13 protein-coding genes and 1 tRNA gene are annotated in these 15490 nt (G+C 66.4%); 10 read left to right on the top strand and 4 right to left on the bottom strand.

Features of this window, described 5'->3' with window-relative positions; translation table 11 throughout:
• The first annotated feature begins 22 nt into the window (after positions 1 to 22).
• The gene (locus ACSF8R_RS01780; RefSeq protein WP_434810124.1) at positions 23 to 1672 is read left to right on the top strand and encodes an Hsp70 family protein; all 1650 of its coding nucleotides are present in this window, start codon (positions 23 to 25) and stop codon (positions 1670 to 1672) included.
• Between the two features lie 3 nt (positions 1673 to 1675).
• Here ACSF8R_RS01780 and ACSF8R_RS01775 read toward each other — a convergent pair whose 3' ends face one another.
• Complete coding sequence (locus tag ACSF8R_RS01775; protein ID WP_434810123.1) at positions 1676 to 5311, bottom strand: helicase-related protein; 3636 nt, start codon at positions 5309 to 5311, stop codon at positions 1676 to 1678.
• 51 nt (positions 5312 to 5362) lie between these two features.
• Here ACSF8R_RS01775 and ACSF8R_RS01770 point away from each other — a divergent pair, with 51 nt between their 5' ends.
• From ACSF8R_RS01770 to ACSF8R_RS01760, 3 genes are all read left to right on the top strand, one after another.
• Positions 5363 to 6778 (top strand): DUF2130 domain-containing protein, encoded by a 1416-nt coding sequence (locus ACSF8R_RS01770; RefSeq protein WP_434810122.1) that lies wholly within the window; start codon positions 5363 to 5365, stop codon positions 6776 to 6778.
• 163 nt (positions 6779 to 6941) lie between these two features.
• Positions 6942 to 7241: a hypothetical protein gene (locus tag ACSF8R_RS01765; protein WP_434810121.1), complete on the top strand. Its 300-nt coding sequence runs from the start codon at positions 6942 to 6944 to the stop codon at positions 7239 to 7241.
• On the top strand, positions 7234 to 7362 hold the full coding sequence (locus ACSF8R_RS01760) for a hypothetical protein (protein WP_434810373.1): 129 nt from the start codon (positions 7234 to 7236) through the stop codon (positions 7360 to 7362). The genes ACSF8R_RS01765 and ACSF8R_RS01760 overlap by 8 nt, the downstream gene beginning before the upstream one ends.
• A 282-nt stretch (positions 7363 to 7644) precedes the next feature.
• On the opposite strand, the gene ACSF8R_RS01755 is transcribed toward ACSF8R_RS01760, so the two are convergent.
• Positions 7645 to 7716 (bottom strand) — tRNA-Arg (locus tag ACSF8R_RS01755).
• 408 nt (positions 7717 to 8124) lie between these two features.
• Here ACSF8R_RS01755 and ACSF8R_RS01750 point away from each other — a divergent pair.
• The 5 genes from ACSF8R_RS01750 to ACSF8R_RS01730 all read left to right on the top strand — a co-directional run bounded on the left by ACSF8R_RS01750 (position 8125) and on the right by ACSF8R_RS01730 (position 11886).
• Positions 8125 to 8814, top strand: a complete 690-nt coding sequence (locus tag ACSF8R_RS01750) for a hypothetical protein (RefSeq protein WP_434810120.1) — start codon at positions 8125 to 8127, stop codon at positions 8812 to 8814.
• Between the two features lie 2 nt (positions 8815 to 8816).
• Positions 8817 to 8972, top strand: coding sequence for an AraC family transcriptional regulator (locus ACSF8R_RS01745; protein ID WP_434810119.1), 156 nt, complete (start codon positions 8817 to 8819; stop codon positions 8970 to 8972).
• A 65-nt stretch (positions 8973 to 9037) separates the two neighbouring features.
• On the top strand, positions 9038 to 9565 hold the full coding sequence (locus tag ACSF8R_RS01740; protein WP_434810118.1) for a hypothetical protein: 528 nt from the start codon (positions 9038 to 9040) through the stop codon (positions 9563 to 9565).
• Positions 9566 to 9759: 194 nt separating this feature from the next.
• A complete protein-coding gene (locus tag ACSF8R_RS01735) occupies positions 9760 to 10428 on the top strand; it encodes a hypothetical protein (protein WP_434810117.1) in 669 nt (222 codons plus the stop codon).
• Positions 10429 to 10473: 45 nt separating this feature from the next.
• Complete coding sequence (locus ACSF8R_RS01730; protein WP_434810116.1) at positions 10474 to 11886, top strand: DUF222 domain-containing protein; 1413 nt, start codon at positions 10474 to 10476, stop codon at positions 11884 to 11886.
• 272 nt (positions 11887 to 12158) lie between these two features.
• Here ACSF8R_RS01730 and poxB read toward each other — a convergent pair whose 3' ends face one another.
• Both poxB and ACSF8R_RS01720 read right to left on the bottom strand, forming a co-directional pair.
• The gene (gene poxB / locus ACSF8R_RS01725) at positions 12159 to 13889 is read right to left on the bottom strand and encodes a ubiquinone-dependent pyruvate dehydrogenase (protein WP_434810115.1); all 1731 of its coding nucleotides are present in this window, start codon (positions 13887 to 13889) and stop codon (positions 12159 to 12161) included.
• A gap of 100 nt (positions 13890 to 13989) precedes the next feature.
• Entirely contained in the window at positions 13990 to 14973 is a 984-nt protein-coding gene (locus ACSF8R_RS01720; RefSeq protein WP_434810114.1) for a PCC domain-containing protein, read from the bottom strand.
• Positions 14974 to 15188: 215 nt separating this feature from the next.
• On the opposite strand from ACSF8R_RS01720, the gene ACSF8R_RS01715 reads away from it, so the two are divergent.
• On the top strand, positions 15189 to 15470 hold the full coding sequence (locus ACSF8R_RS01715; protein WP_434810113.1) for a HesB/IscA family protein: 282 nt from the start codon (positions 15189 to 15191) through the stop codon (positions 15468 to 15470).
• The last annotated feature ends 20 nt before the right edge of the window (positions 15471 to 15490 follow it).

Raw genomic sequence — 15490 nt, 5'->3', positions numbered from 1 at the left:
TCAGGAACTGGGGACTTCATCAATGGGTGACATCGTTGGGGTGGATTTTGGAACGTCCACGTCACTTCTGGCGGTGTCGACCGCCCGTGGCGCACAGACACTCCCGATCGGCCAGACCAACAAGTGGATCCCATCCATCGCGGGCCTCAGTGGAACGACGTGGTCTGTCGGCGACGACGCCGCGAACCTCGACGAACCCTCGATCGTCCGTTCCATCAAGCGGGCGATCACGGACAATCGGGAGCTCGTCACCCTTTCAGACGGCGCCCGCACGACGATCCTCAAGGCGGACGATGTCATTCGCGACATCCTCGGCGAGATCGTGCAGCGCGCGGCGTACAACGCCGTCTCGGTCTCGGACGAATCCGCAACAGTTCGGCTCGGGTGCCCCGCGATGTGGACGGGCCCGCAGCGGAAGCGTCTCATCGAACTCGCGAACGACGCGGGCGTCCCCGTCAGAGACTCGACGCTCGTCGATGAACCGATCGCCGCCGGCGTCGCGTGGATCAACGGGCAGCTCGCCAAGGGCAATCGACTCGACGGCAAGGTGCTCGTGTACGACATGGGCGGCGGAACCCTCGACATCGCTATCCTGCGAGTCAAGGCGAACGCCGCCGCGTTGTCGAGCCGCGCAGACATCGCCGTGCAGGCCGCGAACGGTAACGAGATCGCGGGTGACCTCGTCGATCGGACGCTGCTTGAAACCTTGAAGACGCGTCTTGCGGAGGCTGGATTCGACGCCGATGCGCCGGGCCATGGCACGGATCTGGCGGGCTGGCTGCTGCGCGCCACTCGCGAAGCCAAGGTTCAACTGTCGACCCTCCACGAGACGATCGTCGTGGTTCCGCATCCCCGAATCTCGATCCCAGCCGTGGAGCTCCGCCGAGAAGACGTCGCCGAGGCGATCGAGCCGCTGTTGAGGCGGTCGATGGATCGTGTGTGGGAAGTCGCGCGCGCTGCTCTCATGAGCCAAGTCGCCGGCTCCACCGAGGCGCAGACGCTCACTCCCGAGCAGGCCCGCCGCCTTGGTGAGGACGACCTCAAGGACGGCATCGGATACGTGCTGCTTGCCGGAGGCATGTCACATGTCCCGGCCGTTGGCGAGTTCCTGGGCGAGGTGTTCGGGCACGACCGCATCTACCGTGACGGCGACCCTGAAGAGTTGATCGTCCGCGGCCTCGGAGCCGATGAAGCATACGAAAGCCTCAACCTGCACCGACCCGGATTCGACTTCGTACTCGAGTGGACCGATCAGACAGGGACGCACGAGCGCGCTGTGTACGAGGCCTACACGCCTTTCTACGACCGCCTGCAGGTGCTGTCGACCGGCAGCGTTAAGTACATGCGACGCTTCAACGCCGACCAACGGCTCCCTCGTCATGGGAAGGGACTCGTGCGAGCGCGATCCGTTTCCGGCGAGACGATCCCACTGACGATCGATGGCGAGCACGTGGAAGGCATCCCGTTCGACTTCGGAGCGGATCCGAACGCGCACATGAGCATCGAGCCGAATGGTCGCGTTCACCTGCGTGATGGGTTCGGCCGTGTCTCCGAGTGGTTCATCGCTCGCTGGCCAGTCATCAAGGGTCGCGGGAACGAGGCCGTGCATATCACGCGCACGCGCGAGGCCTCCGCGCAGAAGGAGTGGTACTACGACCGCTCCGGGGACTGACCGCTAGGCGAAGACCTCGAGGACGGCGACCTGGCTGTGCGAGAGGACCAGGTTGCGCTTGGGCTCCAGTTCCTGTCGGACGGCGTCGAGCTCTGCCTGCAGGCCGCGGAGCCGGCCCTCATGAAGGCGGATGATCCTGTGATCGCTTCGTTTCGCCGCCATCTCCTGAAGTATCCGATTCTCGTTGTCGATCTTGATCTTGAGTGTGTGCTCCTGCGAGCGGATGCGGGCATCGACCATGGCTTCGTTGTCGGCCGCGCGCACAGTGCGGGCGGCACTGATCCGTTCGCCTTCGATCCGCGACAACACGCCGAGATGCGCGCGCAGCCGCTGGGGCCGGTCCTCTGCCGAAGGGTCCGCCAGTTCACCCTCGGCGAGTGCACGCAGGACACCCTCCTCGACAGCCTCGTCGCGTTCGCGCGACTCGAGGTTGACCGCGGTGACCCAGAGCTCGCGGGTGTTTGAGAGCCCGGTCCCCTCGACAAGCGTCACCAGCGCGAGGAACGCCCTTCGACCGCCCGACAATGCAACCCGGCCGAATTGCGGCCTCGAGAGCGGTTCACCGGCAAGCTCCGCAACCGCGAGACGGATAAGAGGGTGGCGCGCGCTGATGAGGTCGACGTCCGGCAGCTCGACGGGGCGATACGAAGCCCTCACCGGATCGCCGTCCCGAAGGCGCCAGAAGAGGTCAGCCCCGAGCGAGGATCCGGCGGTGGCGTTTGATACCGCCCTGCGAAGCGCCACGGTCAGCTCAGGCGTTCCCGTGATCGTGACAATGCCCTCGGACTCTCGCGAAATCCGACCCCCGTGCTTCGAAACGATGAACTCCAGCAGCGAGCGGACTTCGCTCGCTCCGATGTAGCGGCCCGAGGTGGGGCCGGAATCGGTGAGGCCGTCGATCTCGACGGAGCCCATCGAGGCGAGAAGCCCACTGTTCTCTTCGAGCTTCTTCACATCCGCCCGGTTGCGCGCGACGGCCTGTGCCTGGCGCTCGAGTTCACGCTCGCGTTGCTCGGGCGAAAGTGTGACGTCCAGAACATTCCGCTCAATCTCCTGCATCGTCTGCCGCATGATCGGCTCGAGGTCTCCGATCGACTCTGTGAACAGATCGATGCGGCTGTACAGCCGGCCGATGATGTCGGTCTCGATGGTGCCGGGGATCGACATGTTGAAGATGAAGATCTTGGGACTCTGCTGGAGGATTCGGTCGAGACGGCCGATTCGCTGCTCGACCTGCATCGGATTCCATGGAAGGTCGTAGTTCACGAGCACATTGCAGAACTGGAAGTCGAGGCCCTCAGACCCGACTTGGTTCGCAATGAGGATGTCGAAGGTTCCGCCGCGGAACCGCTCGATGACCGCTTCCCGGTCGCGCATGGGCACGCCGCCGTGCAGGTACTCAGTCCTGAACTCCCGACCGAGCTGCTCCGTGAGGTACTCCACCGTCCCGCGGAAGTACGAGAAGATCAGCACGCGGGGCATCACTCCTGCGGGCTGGTTGCCGCTCGAGTCGCGCAGCTGCCTGAGCTTCGCGCGAAGTGCTTCGAGCTTCGAGTCGCGGCTGAGCGAGGGGACGGCACTCTGCCACTCTGGAAGTCCCGCCGTGGCATCAGTCGTGGGGCCTGCGACGTCGGCCTCAGGAGTTGAGTCATCCTCCCAGTACTCAGAATCTCTCTCGTCTGCGCCGAGCCAGCCCGCCTTCCTGAGCATGCGATCGCGTGCCACGGGCAAACAGCTCGTCGCCTGGCGCAGCGGCATCTGCATGATGAATCCGAGTGGCATGCGCGAACGTCGTGCGCGCTCGAGGTAAAAGCTCTCGATCTCGTCGTAGAGGTCTCTCTCCATGCCGGTCCACTCGACTTCGATGTTGTCGACGACGCGGAGCGCCTTTTCGTCCTGAACGTCGACTTTCCGCGTTCGGTTGAGAACGCTTCCGAGCGTGTTCAGATCCGCGACGAGGCGCTTCACCGACGTCACCTGCTCGGCGTCGAACCCGTCGGAGGCCGCGAGGATCTGGCGCAGCCGGGCGAAGTCCGAACGGCGACTGAGGGCGTCTCCGTGAGCCATCTCGGGGATCTGGTCGAGGAGGGCAAGTGCGTTCCTTTTCGAGCGCGTGCCTGGGTCGGAGACCTCGCGCGCGATCCGGTTCAAGTTGCGGTTGGGTTCCAGCTGCGCGGCGAACACCTCGCCGTCAGGGAATGCGTCTGCGTCGAGAAGGTGCATCAGATTGAAGAGGTCATGAGAGCCGAGGTTCAGCGGCGTCGCCGTCAGGAGCAGCAGATGGTCCGCCTGATCCGAGAGGATGTCTCCCACGACGGACGTCCGCGTGTTCCGATTCCGAAGGCTGTGAGCCTCATCGACAATGGCCACATCGAACCGCGGCCTGAGCGTGATCAGTTCTTCAAGGATCTCGCGGTACGTCCGAAGCGACTCGAGCGAGACGATTCCGACGAGATCCGGGTCCCTCCCCTGGCGCAGTTCGGTGACGAATTCTGCGAGCTCGGGCTTGCCGAGGACCTTGAGCGGACGCATGAATCGGTCGCGCATCTCTCGCTGCCACTTGACGGTGAGTGAGCTCGGCACGACGATCAGTCCTCGTCGGATCGGTGACCGTTGCTCCAGCTCGGTCCAGATCAGTCCCGCCTCAATCGTCTTGCCGAGACCCACTTCATCCGCAATCAGGATGCGTCCGGTCGATCCCGAGAGGATCTTCAACGCAGGGAGGAACTGGTAGGGCTTGAAGATCGTCCGGGTCGCGGCAAACGAGTAGAGGAAGTCTGTCAGCGGATGATTCAACTTGATCCACGACAAGGTTCGCGCAATGACGTGAGCCGTTGCCGGCTCTTGATCAAGCCAGAACTCAGGGCTGCGCGGGTCGCCGCTTAGCTTGCGAAGGTCGGCCTCGGAATAGCTCTGGAGAGTCCCGGCGACGTCGACCGTGATCGTGTACCCGGACGCGTCGCGTCGCACATTCACCACCCGGCCGATCTTCTTCCGGCCAACGATCTCGACGACATCGTCGATGGTGAAAGTCGACGCCCCGAGGAATTGCCCAGACGTGTGCCAGTGGTCGTCGTATACGTCGAACGCAGCGGCAAGGTGGCTGTGGTCGTAGTCGATGCGTCCGGTCGCTGGCGACGTTGAATCCTTCGCGCCCCGAACCACGATCAGCGCGAGACCCTCGACAGAGTCGAGCACGGCATAGGTTCCGTTATGCAGCTTTCGAGCAGCTGAGGGGACCTGGGCAATCCGAGTCTCGGCGCCGAGGAGCGACTCGACATATCGGGCGGTGTCATCCGTCGCGGGGCCGACGACGAGAACTCGCGCGACGTCCTTCCCCAGGCTCGAGGCATTGATGTCCGATGGCCAATACGCCAAGTCGTCCTGTGAACCGAGCATCCGGCCGCTCCCCTGCGTCTTCGGTCGTTCGCGTCGAATGCTATCAACGTCGTAGTCGGCTCTCCGAATGGCGTCACCCTGGAGACCGCGTCGCGCACGCGACGCCGCCCAAGACGAAATGATGCTCTCTGAATAATGCTGCTTGCGCTTTGCGCGCTTCTTGGCTATGCTCCAAGCATAATCACTCGCGCACCCAAAGCATAGGACGCGGGTGGGACTTGCACAGTGTTGGCTCGACATCTGCTCGCTCGCATTCAGTGAGGCGAGCCACTCGACAGGGAGGAATCATCCATGAACGAAATCAAGTGCCCCCACTGCGGAACGGTGTTCACAGTGGATGAGGCGGACTACGCCAACCTCGTCAATCAGGTGCGTACGGCGGAGTTCGAGAAGGAGCTCCACGCGCGTCTCGCGGAGGCGGACAAGGCCAAGCTGGCCGAGATCGCGCTCGCTGAGGCCAGGGCAACCCAGCAGGGCCAGCTGGCCATCGCGGAGAGGGAGGCCGAGATCCAGCGACTGAAGGCCGACCTCGGCGGCGCGGATTCGGCCCGGGAGCTGGCCGTGACGAAGGTGGCCCAGGCCGCACAGGCGGCCGCCGCCGAGAAGGATGCCGAGATCGAGCGGCTGCGGACCGACCTCAAGGGTGCCGAATCCGCCCGTGCGCTCGCGATCGCACAGCTCGCGCAGGAGGCGCAGGCTGCCGCCGCGGAGAAGGATGCTCAGATCCAGCGCCTGAATGGCGACCTCGAGAAGGCCGCCACCGCCGAGGAACTCGCCGTCGCCAAGGCGGTGTCGGACGCCGAGCGGAGACTCACCGAGACGAAGAACCAGCTCGCCCTCCAGTCTGCGGAGCACAAGGTCAACGAAGTCGCCCTCAAAGAGTCCCACTCGAAGGAACTCGCGCTGAAGGACGAGCTGATCGAACGCTACAAGGACATGAAGGCGAAGCTCTCGGTCAAGCTCCTCGGCGAGACGCTCGAGCAGCACTGTGAGACCGAGTTCAATCGCGCGCGTTCGCTCGCATTTCCGGATGCGGCGTTCGGCAAGGACAACGACGCCTCGGGTGGCACGAAGGGCGACTACGTCTTCCGAGATTTCAGCAACGACGGAGTCGAGTACATCTCGATCATGTTCGAGATGAAGAACGAAGCCGACGCGTCGACGACCAAGAAGAAGAACGCCGACTTCCTCGCGAAGCTCGACAAGGACCGCAACGACAAGGGCTGCGAGTACGCCGTTCTCGTGTCGATGCTCGAGGAGGACTCCGAGCTGTACACGGGCATCACGGACGTGTCCCACGAGTACCCGAAGATGTTCGTCGTCCGGCCGCAGTTCTTCCTCGCCATCATCGCTCTGTTGCGCAACGCCGCCCAGGACACCATCCTCGTGAAGGCCGAGCTCGAGCAGGTCAAGAAGCAGAACATCGACATCACGAGCTTCGAGTCGGACCTCGATGAATTCAAGTCGGCGTTCGGACGCAACTACGACGTCGCCAAGCGCAAATTCGAAGCGGCGATCAAGGACATCGACGCCGCCATCGATCGGCTTCAGCGGGTCAAAGAGAGTCTGCTCGGGTCGGAGAACAACCTTCGCCTCGCGAACGACAAGGCCACCGCCCTCACGGTGAAGAAGCTCACCAAGGGCAACCCGACCATGCAGGCGCGGTTCGCCGAGCTCGAGTCACGGGACGAAAAGCCCGCGGCCTGATGCACGGATCGATGGCCTCCCCGCCACCATGATTCGACGTCCGCCGTCTCTTATCCGCAGCTCGTATCGAGCTCATTGACGACGTTCTGTCGATGTCCGACACTGGCGCGACACTGACGCTGGCGTCGACGAAGTCAGCGAGGTAGCGACGGGCACGATCACGGTGTGCGACACGGTGAAGGGCCGCCGCTACCGCGTGCGCTACCGGGAGAACGGGGTGCTGGTCGGGTGGGAGGTCCACGTCGGCACAACCAAGACCCACGAGCGGCGCTCGGTGCCGTACCCAGAGCGGCTGGCGCCGCTGATCGACGTGGCCTGTGCGGGCAAGGCACCTGACGGGCTGCTCTTCGGCAACGGTCACACGCACATGAAGAACGAGTGGGATGAGCGAGGCTGGTTCGCGACCGCGAGCCGGCGCGCGCAGGCGATAGACCCGTCGATCCGCCGGGCTCACGATCCATGACCTGCGGCACACCGCCGCGTCACTCGCGATCGGCTCCGGCGCGAACGTGAAAGCGGTGCAGCGGATGCTCGGTCACGCCCGCCGCGATGACGCTCGACACGTACGCGGATCTCTTCGATGACGACCTCGACGCAGTCGCCGGCAGCCTCAATGTCTCGACGAGTGCGATCGCCTTGCCGACGTCCCTCAGCGTCCCGACAGGCCGCCGCGCGTACTGAGCGAATTGCTCAGGCACCGAAATCGGCCACCCGCAACACCCTACTAATGGCGCCCCTTGATAGACACCCGGCACAGGCACCTCACGGTGCCGAGATCCCAAAAAGTGTGGGCAGAATGTGGGCAAAAGCCGAAATCGATGGGGCCGGACCTCAGTGAAACACCAGATCAAAGCGCAAAAAAACGGTGCCCCTGGAGGGACTCGAACCCCCAACCGTTTGCTTAGGACGCAACTGCTCTTCCATTGAGCTACAGAGGCTGGCCCATCGAGTCTATCCGCCGTCGTCGTCCGCTCACCCCGCGGCCACCAGCATCCGCCCCCACGCGCAAGGCGTTCCAGCTCGTCGGCCTCGGCCGCGCGCACTGCGGCCGTGCCCGAGTCGAAGAGGGTCAGCTCGGGCACTGACGTCGCGAAGTAGTCGACGGCATCCGGTGCCGCACGTAACTCGGCCGCGCGGGCATCCAGCGCGCGCCACACGACCTCGGCCGCCGACTCCTCCCCCAGCGACACGAACGCGACGCCCTCCCAGAACGTGCGCGCATCGGCGGGGCGCGGTGCGACCGCGAGCGGCGTCGACGCGACAGCTGCGCGCCACGCGGCGGCTGCACCATCGGCATCCCCCATCGCAGCGCGCGCCCGCCCCAGCAGCACCCACCGCTGCACCGGATGCTCCGCCGGGTGCCGGCCCTCGCCGAGCGTCATGGGCGGCACGAATCCGGACTCGAGCAGCGCCGCGGCCTCGGCGGGCGCCTCGGGCAGCAGCCGCTCGGCGAGCGCGCACGACGCACGGTCGAACGCCGCGATCACCAGCCCCTCGCCACCCTCGAACGGGCGGAACCGCCTGGTCGTCAGCAACGTCCACGCCGCATCGACCCGCCCGACATCGAGCAACAGGTTCGCCCAGCGCACGGCCAGATCATCACGCTCCGCAAGAAGATGCCGATGCCGCTCCAACAACGCCAGCCGCTCCCACGGCCCAAGGCCACGCCGCACCGCCAGCACGTCACGCTCGAACACGAGCCGGGCATCGTCGCGCAGCTCGAGGGCATGCACGAGCGCCGCATCCGCCGCCTCATCGTCACCGTCCGCCGACACGAGCGCGATCGCCAGGTTCCGCCACACGACCGGATCGGTGGCACCGGCATCCGTCGCGGCGCGCAGCCGGTCGAGCGCATCGACGTGGCGTCCGGCGTCGAGCAGCCACATGCCGAGCAGGCCTGCAGCCACGGCATCCGTCGCATCCGCCTCAACCGCAGCGACGAGCGCGTCGTATTGATCCAGCCCCGCGGGGAAGGCGAGGGCGGCCGTTCCGTGAGGCGACCGGCGGCGGGGTGCTCGCGCATCACACGGCGCTGAAGATGGCGCGTGCGCGGTCCGTGTTGGATACGTCTGACCTGCCCGTGGCTGAGGTCGGGCGGCTCGTCGGGATGGACGATGCCTTCTACTTCTCGCGGCAGTTCCGGCGAACGCACGGGATGAGCCCGCGCGCGTATCGGGAGATGCGGAAGGGCTAGGTTCTCCGGTGGTGGCCTGTGGACAACCCCGGCTTGCGTGCACGCGGGTGGGTACCGTGGGGTGCATGACGCGGCGCACTCCCCCTGCTCTCGCCCTCGCGACCATTGCCGTTGCGATGCTGGCGACCGGCTGCACGCCCACCCCCGAACCGACCCCGACACCGACCGGGTTCGCGAGCGAAGAAGAGGCCTTCGCGGCGGCGGAGGAGACCTATCGGGCCTATGTGGATGCCGTCAACGACGTCGACGTCTCGGACCCAACGACCTTCGAGCCTGTGTTCGCGTTTCTGTCGGGCAACGCCCTTGAGGGGACGAAGAAGGCCTATAGCCAACTCCACGCCGATGAGATCACCATGGAAGGCGACTCCATTCCAACGAGCGTCGAGATCCTTTCCACATCAACGGTGGCGGAGGCCACACTCGACATCTGTCTTGATGTCTCGCAGGTGACCGCAGTCGATCCGGACGGCAACAGCATCGTGAGTACGTCTCGACCGGATATTCAGCCGCTGCGAGCGACACTCGAGGCGCATGAGGCACATTGGCGTATAGAGGCGCTATCCGATCGCGATGATGGCGCGTCATGCGAGTAGCGGTCTATTTGGCCAGTCTGGCACTCGCAGCATCCGCAGCCACGGGGGTCTCGCCTGAATCTACCTGCAATATCCCTGGCGTGGGGTGCAGCAATTCATTGAATACGCAATCTGGGACCCTGGACGTCGCTGGCAGTCGAACTGAGGAAGCGATTACGCCTTCATCAAGAGACGGTGAATGGGCGCCGCGTCTTGTGGATGACTTCCAGGCGGGCGGCGGCAGCGATGCGTTCGATAGCTCGACCAACGCAGACGAGACAACACCCGACTCCCTCTGCTGGCGCGTCGACAGCGGTCGCATCGAGGAGCAGCTCGACGACTGCGACGCCGCACCCGAAGACCCCGACGAAGACGAGCCCGCCGAAGACACCGTCGAGACGTTCTCGGTCACGATCACCGATCTTGTCTCGTTCGCACCGCGCGGGGTGACGACGATCGTCGAACCCGACGGGCTCGGCCTGATCGGCATGCCCGTCAACTTCGTCGCCCCAGCCGACGTGCACACTGCGACGGGGCAGCTCTTCGGCTTCGACATCGCGGCCCGCTTCACGCCGGTCGAGTTCGTGTTTGTGTACGGTGACGGCACGTCGCAGACGACCTCGGCATCCGGCCAGAGCTGGAACGCGCTCGGCCAAGCCCAGCTGACCGCGACAGACACGAGCCACGCCTACGCCGAACGTGGCACGTACACGGCGCACACCGTCATCCGCTATTCTGCTGAGGTCGACCTCGGCGCCGGTTGGATTCCCGTGCCCGGCACCCTCGACATCCCCACCGCCGACGTCGACATTCAAATCTTCGAAGCCCACACCGCGCTCGTCGAGCACACCTGCGAAGAGGACCCCACCGGCCCCGGCTGCTGATCGTCCCTTTCAGCGAATGTCGGAACCCCTCTCTAGGGTGAAGATATGAACATTTCGCCGAACGCGTGGGGACCCGATGCTCCCCTCAGCCCCGATCCGCTCGCGGATCTGCTGGGCGATCCCGCGTTCGTCGAAGCACGGTTCGCCGAACTGATGCGCGCCTACGAAGCCGGCGAGTGCGACGACCTGGATTGCTTCAGAGAGCCGTTCCCTCCTGCCGTCGAGCAAGAACTCCTCGATCACGATCCCGTCGCCGAACTCGTCCGCCGCAGTCGCGCGCTCGTCGCCGAGCAAGACCGCACCTTCAACGACCTCCTCGTCGACGCAGCCGCCGACCCCGACCCGTGGGTCGGCGCGGACCCCACCCACGACCCGCTGTGGCAAGATCCGCGCGGACGCTCCGCCGCAACCGTCCGCGCCGAACGCCGCGACTTCGCCATCCGCGCAGCAGCCGCCGACCTCGCCGTGCGCGTGCAACTCTCCGAGCAAGCGGTGCGTGGGCGCGCCCATCGGGCAGGCGTGCTTCGCCAACGGATGCCGCGGCTCTGGGCCGCATACACCGCAGGCGACGTGTCCGAGCAGAACGCGGCATCTGCTGCCTCCCTTGCCGACTCGCTCCCCGCCGACGCCGCCGGCGCGTGGGAGGCATTCGACGACGCCATCACCGACGCAGCCACACGGCTCGCACCGGGACGGTTCCGCACCCGCGCACGCGCCGCCCGCGAACGCATCCACGCCGAATCACTCGACGTCCGCCACGAACGCGCCGCAGCCGATCGCGACATCTTCGTCACCCCCGACCTCGACGGCATGGCCACCCTCAGCGCATTTCTGCCCGCAGCCAGCGTCCGCATGATCGAAGAAGAGCTCGACGAGCGAGCCCGAGCCCTTCACAGCGCACCCGACGAGACCCGCACGCTCGCGCAACTCCGCGCCGACGCGTTCGTCGACCTCCTCACAGGCACCGATAGCGACCCCACCCGCTCCCGCGCCACCGTGTTCCTCACAATCCCCGCGCTCAGCCTGCTCGGCCAGGGCGACGAGCCCGCCATGCTCGACGGCTACGGGCCGATCCCACTCGACGACGCTCGCCGACTCGCCGGCGACGCGACGCAGTGGATCCGCGTGCTCACCGACCCCATCACGGGCACCATGCTCGACGTCGAACGCACCACCTACCGCGTTCCGAAATCACTCCGCCGCTGGCTGGCCGTCCGCCGCGGCACGTGCATCTTTCCCGGATGCGGACGCTCCGCCCACCGCTGCGACATCGACCACCGCATCCGATGGACAGACGGCGGCCACACCAGCGCGCACAACAACGATCCGGTGTGCGAACCACACCACCGGGTGAAGGAAGAGACACTCTGGGCGCTCGACCGAGACCCGGCGACTGACGACCCCGTGTGGACCAGCCCGACCGGTTTCCGCTGCACCGCGGACCCGCCGCCCTTCTGACACCCCCACGCCACAGGCGGAATCCCCTCACCCACCGGCACCCGGAAACACCGACGCGTCACCTCACCGACCGCCGCGATCGCGAGCACCAACCCGCCGATGACACCCCACGTGACGGCATCCACCGTCCCCGCGATAACCGCGCCCGCAAGACTCGTCCCAAGCGGCACAGCCAACAGCGTCTCAGCAAGCAACGCGTTCGCGTGCCCCGCGATCGTCGGATGCAAGAAGATCGCGTACAGCACCCCCACCACCGGGGCCTGCCGCGGTCGTCAGTCGAAGAGGCGACGCCACACGTTGGTGTCGGCCAGGTCGAGCAGCTCATCACCGCGGCCGCTGAGCACCGTCTTCAACGCCCACACCGTGAACCCCTTCGCCTGCTCGAGTGTGATCGACGGCGGCATCGACAACTCCTCGCGCGCCGTGACCACATCCAGCAGCACGGGGCCGTCGGTGGCCAGCATCCGCTCGATCGCCGGACGCAGGTCGGCACCCTGTTCGACCCGGATGCCGGTGATGCCGACCGACCGCGCCACATCGGCGAAGTTGGGGTTGTCGAGGTCGGTGCCGAAGTTCACGATGCCGGCGGCCTTCATCTCGAGTTCGACGAAGTTCAGCGACGCGTTGTTGAACACCACGATCTTCACCGGCAGGTCGTTCTGCCGAATCGACAGCAGATCGCCCATGAGCATGGCCAGTCCCCCGTCGCCGGCCAGCGCCACCACCTGCCGCGACCGGTCGATCGCCTGGGCGCCGAGCGCCTGCGGCATGGCGTTGGCCATCGACCCGTGGATGAACGAGCCGATCAGTCGCCGCTGCGGCGTCATGGTGAGGTACCGGGCGGCCCAGATGACCGGGCTCCCCACATCCGCGGTGAAGACGGCGTCGTCGTCTGCGAGCTCGTCGAGCAGCTTCGCGACGTACTGCGGGTGGATCGGCGCCTTGCCGTCATCGACGGCCAGCTCGTCCAACCCCTTACGGGTCTTGCAGTAGTGGGCGACGCTGTCGTCGAGGTGCTTCGAGCTGCGCCCCTCGGCGATGCGCGGCAGCAGGGCGGATGCGGTCTCTTTCACGTCGCCGACGACGCCCAGGTCGATGGGGGTACGCCGCCCGAGCTGTTCACCGCGCAGATCGACCTGCACGATCTTCGCCTTCGCCGGATAGAACTGCCGGTACGGAAAGTCGGTGCCGAGCATGAGCAGCGCGTCGCACTTCTCCATCGCGCGGTACCCCGACGAGAACCCGAGCAGCCCCGTCATGCCGACATCGAACGGGTTGTCCCATTCGATGTGCTCCTTGCCGCGCAGCGCGTGCACGATCGGCGCCTGCAGCCGTTCGGCGAGCGCGATCACCTCGTCGTGGGCGCCGGCGACGCCGGCTCCCGCCAGAATCGTGACCTTCTTGGCATCGTTCAGCAGCGCCGCCACCGCATCCAGCTCGGCATCGGCGGGCAGCACGCGAGGCGCCGTCGCGCGGATCGGTGCGGTCTCGCGGCGCCCGGGCGCATCGCTGAAGAACACGTCGCCGGGCACGACCACCACCGCGACGCCACGCTTCTCGACGGCGGTGCGCATCCCGGTCTCGAGCACCCACGGCAGCTGCGACGGATCTCCCACCAGCTCGGCGTACACACTGCACTCGCGGAACAGTTCCTGGGGGTGGGTCTCTTGGAAGTACCCACTGCCGATCTCGGCCGACGGGATGTGCGAGGCGATCGCGAGCATCGGCACCCGGTTGCGGTTCGCGTCGAACAGGCCGTTGATGAAGTGCAGGTTGCCCGGGCCGCACGACCCCGCGACGACGGCGAGTTCGCCGGTGAGTTCCGCATCCGCCCCCGCCGCGAACGCGGCAGCCTCTTCGTGGCGTGCGTGCAACCACCGGATGCTGCCGTCGCGCCTGAGCGCGTCGGTGAACGCGTTGAGCGAGTCGCCCGGCAGTCCCCAGATGCGGGTGATGCCGGCACGGACGAGGGTGTCGACGAAGAAGTCGGCGATGTTCGACATATCGGTGTGCTCCGTTCTCAGAACTCTTCGTATTCGGCTGGGTCTTGCGCGGCGGTGCGCCCGTCGGGCGGACGGAGTGTGCGGATGCGGGTTCGCCGCGTCAGGCCGGTGGCGGTGTCCACAGCTCCACTTCGCTGCCCGTGCCGTACCAGTGGCCGCCGGGCAGGGTCTGCAGCTCGATGATCGACCCCCACGGGGCGCGCAAGTACACGCTGGCGTTTCCGGGGGTGTCTTCGTGCCGGCAGTTCGGGTGCGGTTCCGACAGCGCGTGCGCGCCGGCGGCAACGGCCCGCCCGGTGACCGCGTCGATGTCGTCGACCAGCAGCGCGACGTGTCCCCAGCCGAGATCGGCGAGTCCGGTCGCACCCTGCCGCTGCGGCGTGTGCACCTCGAACACCTCGAAGCCGGGACCGGTTCCGATCTGCAGCATCCGCTGCGCGACGATCTGCGCCCCGGCAGGCAACCCCAGTTGCCGCTCCACCTCGGCGCCGCCGCGCGGCTCGTCGTCGGGGGTGAGACCGTCGTAGGCGACCCGCGCACCGAACGCCTCGCGCAGAAACACGGTGGCCGCCTCGATGTCGGGCACGGTCACCCCGATGTGGTTCACCCCACGCGGCAACGACGGGTCCGCGGATGCCGCGGCGGCAGCATCCGATCGGTCGATCGCGATCAGTTCGAGGCCGGTGTCGGGGTCGCGCTCTTTGCGCACGCTCGCGGGCGTCTCGATGAGCGTGACTTCCATCGTCGGGAACACGTGCAGTTCCGCGATGTGGCCGGCCAGCGCGCTGCCGTCGCGGCGCCCGAGCACACCGTGCGCATGCAGTACCGGACCATCCGCGTCCCAGGCGATATCGCCGACGAACGACCCGATCTCGACTTGTTCGTCGCGCGTGGTGAACTCGTACGCTTCGCTGCCGGGTGCGAGGAACCCGAGCACGCTGCGCGATGCGGCACCGATCGCGGTGAGCGCAGCGGAACGGATGCCGCGGTCCCGCGCGAACCCGGTGATCTCAGCGCACGCCTCGTCGCCCTTGTCCATGACGAGCAGATAGCGGCGCAGACCCCCCTGTTCGTAGAGTCGCATCGATTTCACTGGAGCGCTCCTCCCTGCCGCACGTTCGGCCCGACCCGCTTCACGTTACGCCGATCGGCGTCGACACGAGTGGCCTGCGCGGCGGCCGAGTGACCGAACCTCCGTATCCGGTGTGAGAACCACCCCATGGTGTGTCACAGGTTGCATGCCCGCGCCGGGTTCGGAATCGTGGCCCGTCCGCAGCAATCCACGGAAGGAGAGCACCCATGCTCACACTCACCGAGAACGCCACCAGCGCCGTCAAGAACCTGGCATCGCAGATCCCGACCGAAACCGGCGGCCTGCGCATCAGCGAAGCGGCAGCCCCCGAGACCGGCTACGCGCTCAGCCTCGCACCGTCCCCCGAACCGCAGGACCAGGTCGTCGAAACCGACGGCGCCCGCGTATTCGTCGACGAAGCCGCCGCCGTCGCACTCGACGACCGCGTGCTCGACGCACGCGTCGGCGAAGACGGCTCCGTCGGCTTCGCGCTGGCCCAGCAGGCCTGACGCCCCACGACGTTCGAGGC

It is taken from the genome of Microbacterium sp. bgisy189 (assembly GCF_965345345.1).
Classification (GTDB): Bacteria; Actinomycetota; Actinomycetes; order Actinomycetales; family Microbacteriaceae; genus Microbacterium.
This window is presented reverse-complemented; position numbering and strand designations above follow the sequence as displayed.

Excerpts from the sequence above, each read along its gene's own strand:
- ACSF8R_RS01715 (WP_434810113.1), top strand. The coding sequence starts at position 15,189 with ATGCTCACACTCACCGAGAACGCCACCAGCGCCGTCAAGAACCTGGCA.
- ACSF8R_RS01745 (WP_434810119.1), top strand. The coding sequence starts at position 8,817 with ATGGCGCGTGCGCGGTCCGTGTTGGATACGTCTGACCTGCCCGTGGCT.
- ACSF8R_RS01750 (WP_434810120.1), top strand. The coding sequence starts at position 8,125 with ATGCTCCGCCGGGTGCCGGCCCTCGCCGAGCGTCATGGGCGGCACGAA.
- ACSF8R_RS01780 (WP_434810124.1), top strand. The coding sequence starts at position 23 with ATGGGTGACATCGTTGGGGTGGATTTTGGAACGTCCACGTCACTTCTG.
- ACSF8R_RS01720 (WP_434810114.1), bottom strand. The coding sequence starts at position 14,973 with ATGCGACTCTACGAACAGGGGGGTCTGCGCCGCTATCTGCTCGTCATG.
- ACSF8R_RS01775 (WP_434810123.1), bottom strand. The coding sequence starts at position 5,311 with ATGTCGAGCCAACACTGTGCAAGTCCCACCCGCGTCCTATGCTTTGGG.
- ACSF8R_RS01730 (WP_434810116.1), top strand. The coding sequence starts at position 10,474 with ATGAACATTTCGCCGAACGCGTGGGGACCCGATGCTCCCCTCAGCCCC.
- ACSF8R_RS01740 (WP_434810118.1), top strand. The coding sequence starts at position 9,038 with ATGACGCGGCGCACTCCCCCTGCTCTCGCCCTCGCGACCATTGCCGTT.
- poxB (WP_434810115.1), bottom strand. The coding sequence starts at position 13,889 with ATGTCGAACATCGCCGACTTCTTCGTCGACACCCTCGTCCGTGCCGGC.
- ACSF8R_RS01770 (WP_434810122.1), top strand. The coding sequence starts at position 5,363 with ATGAACGAAATCAAGTGCCCCCACTGCGGAACGGTGTTCACAGTGGAT.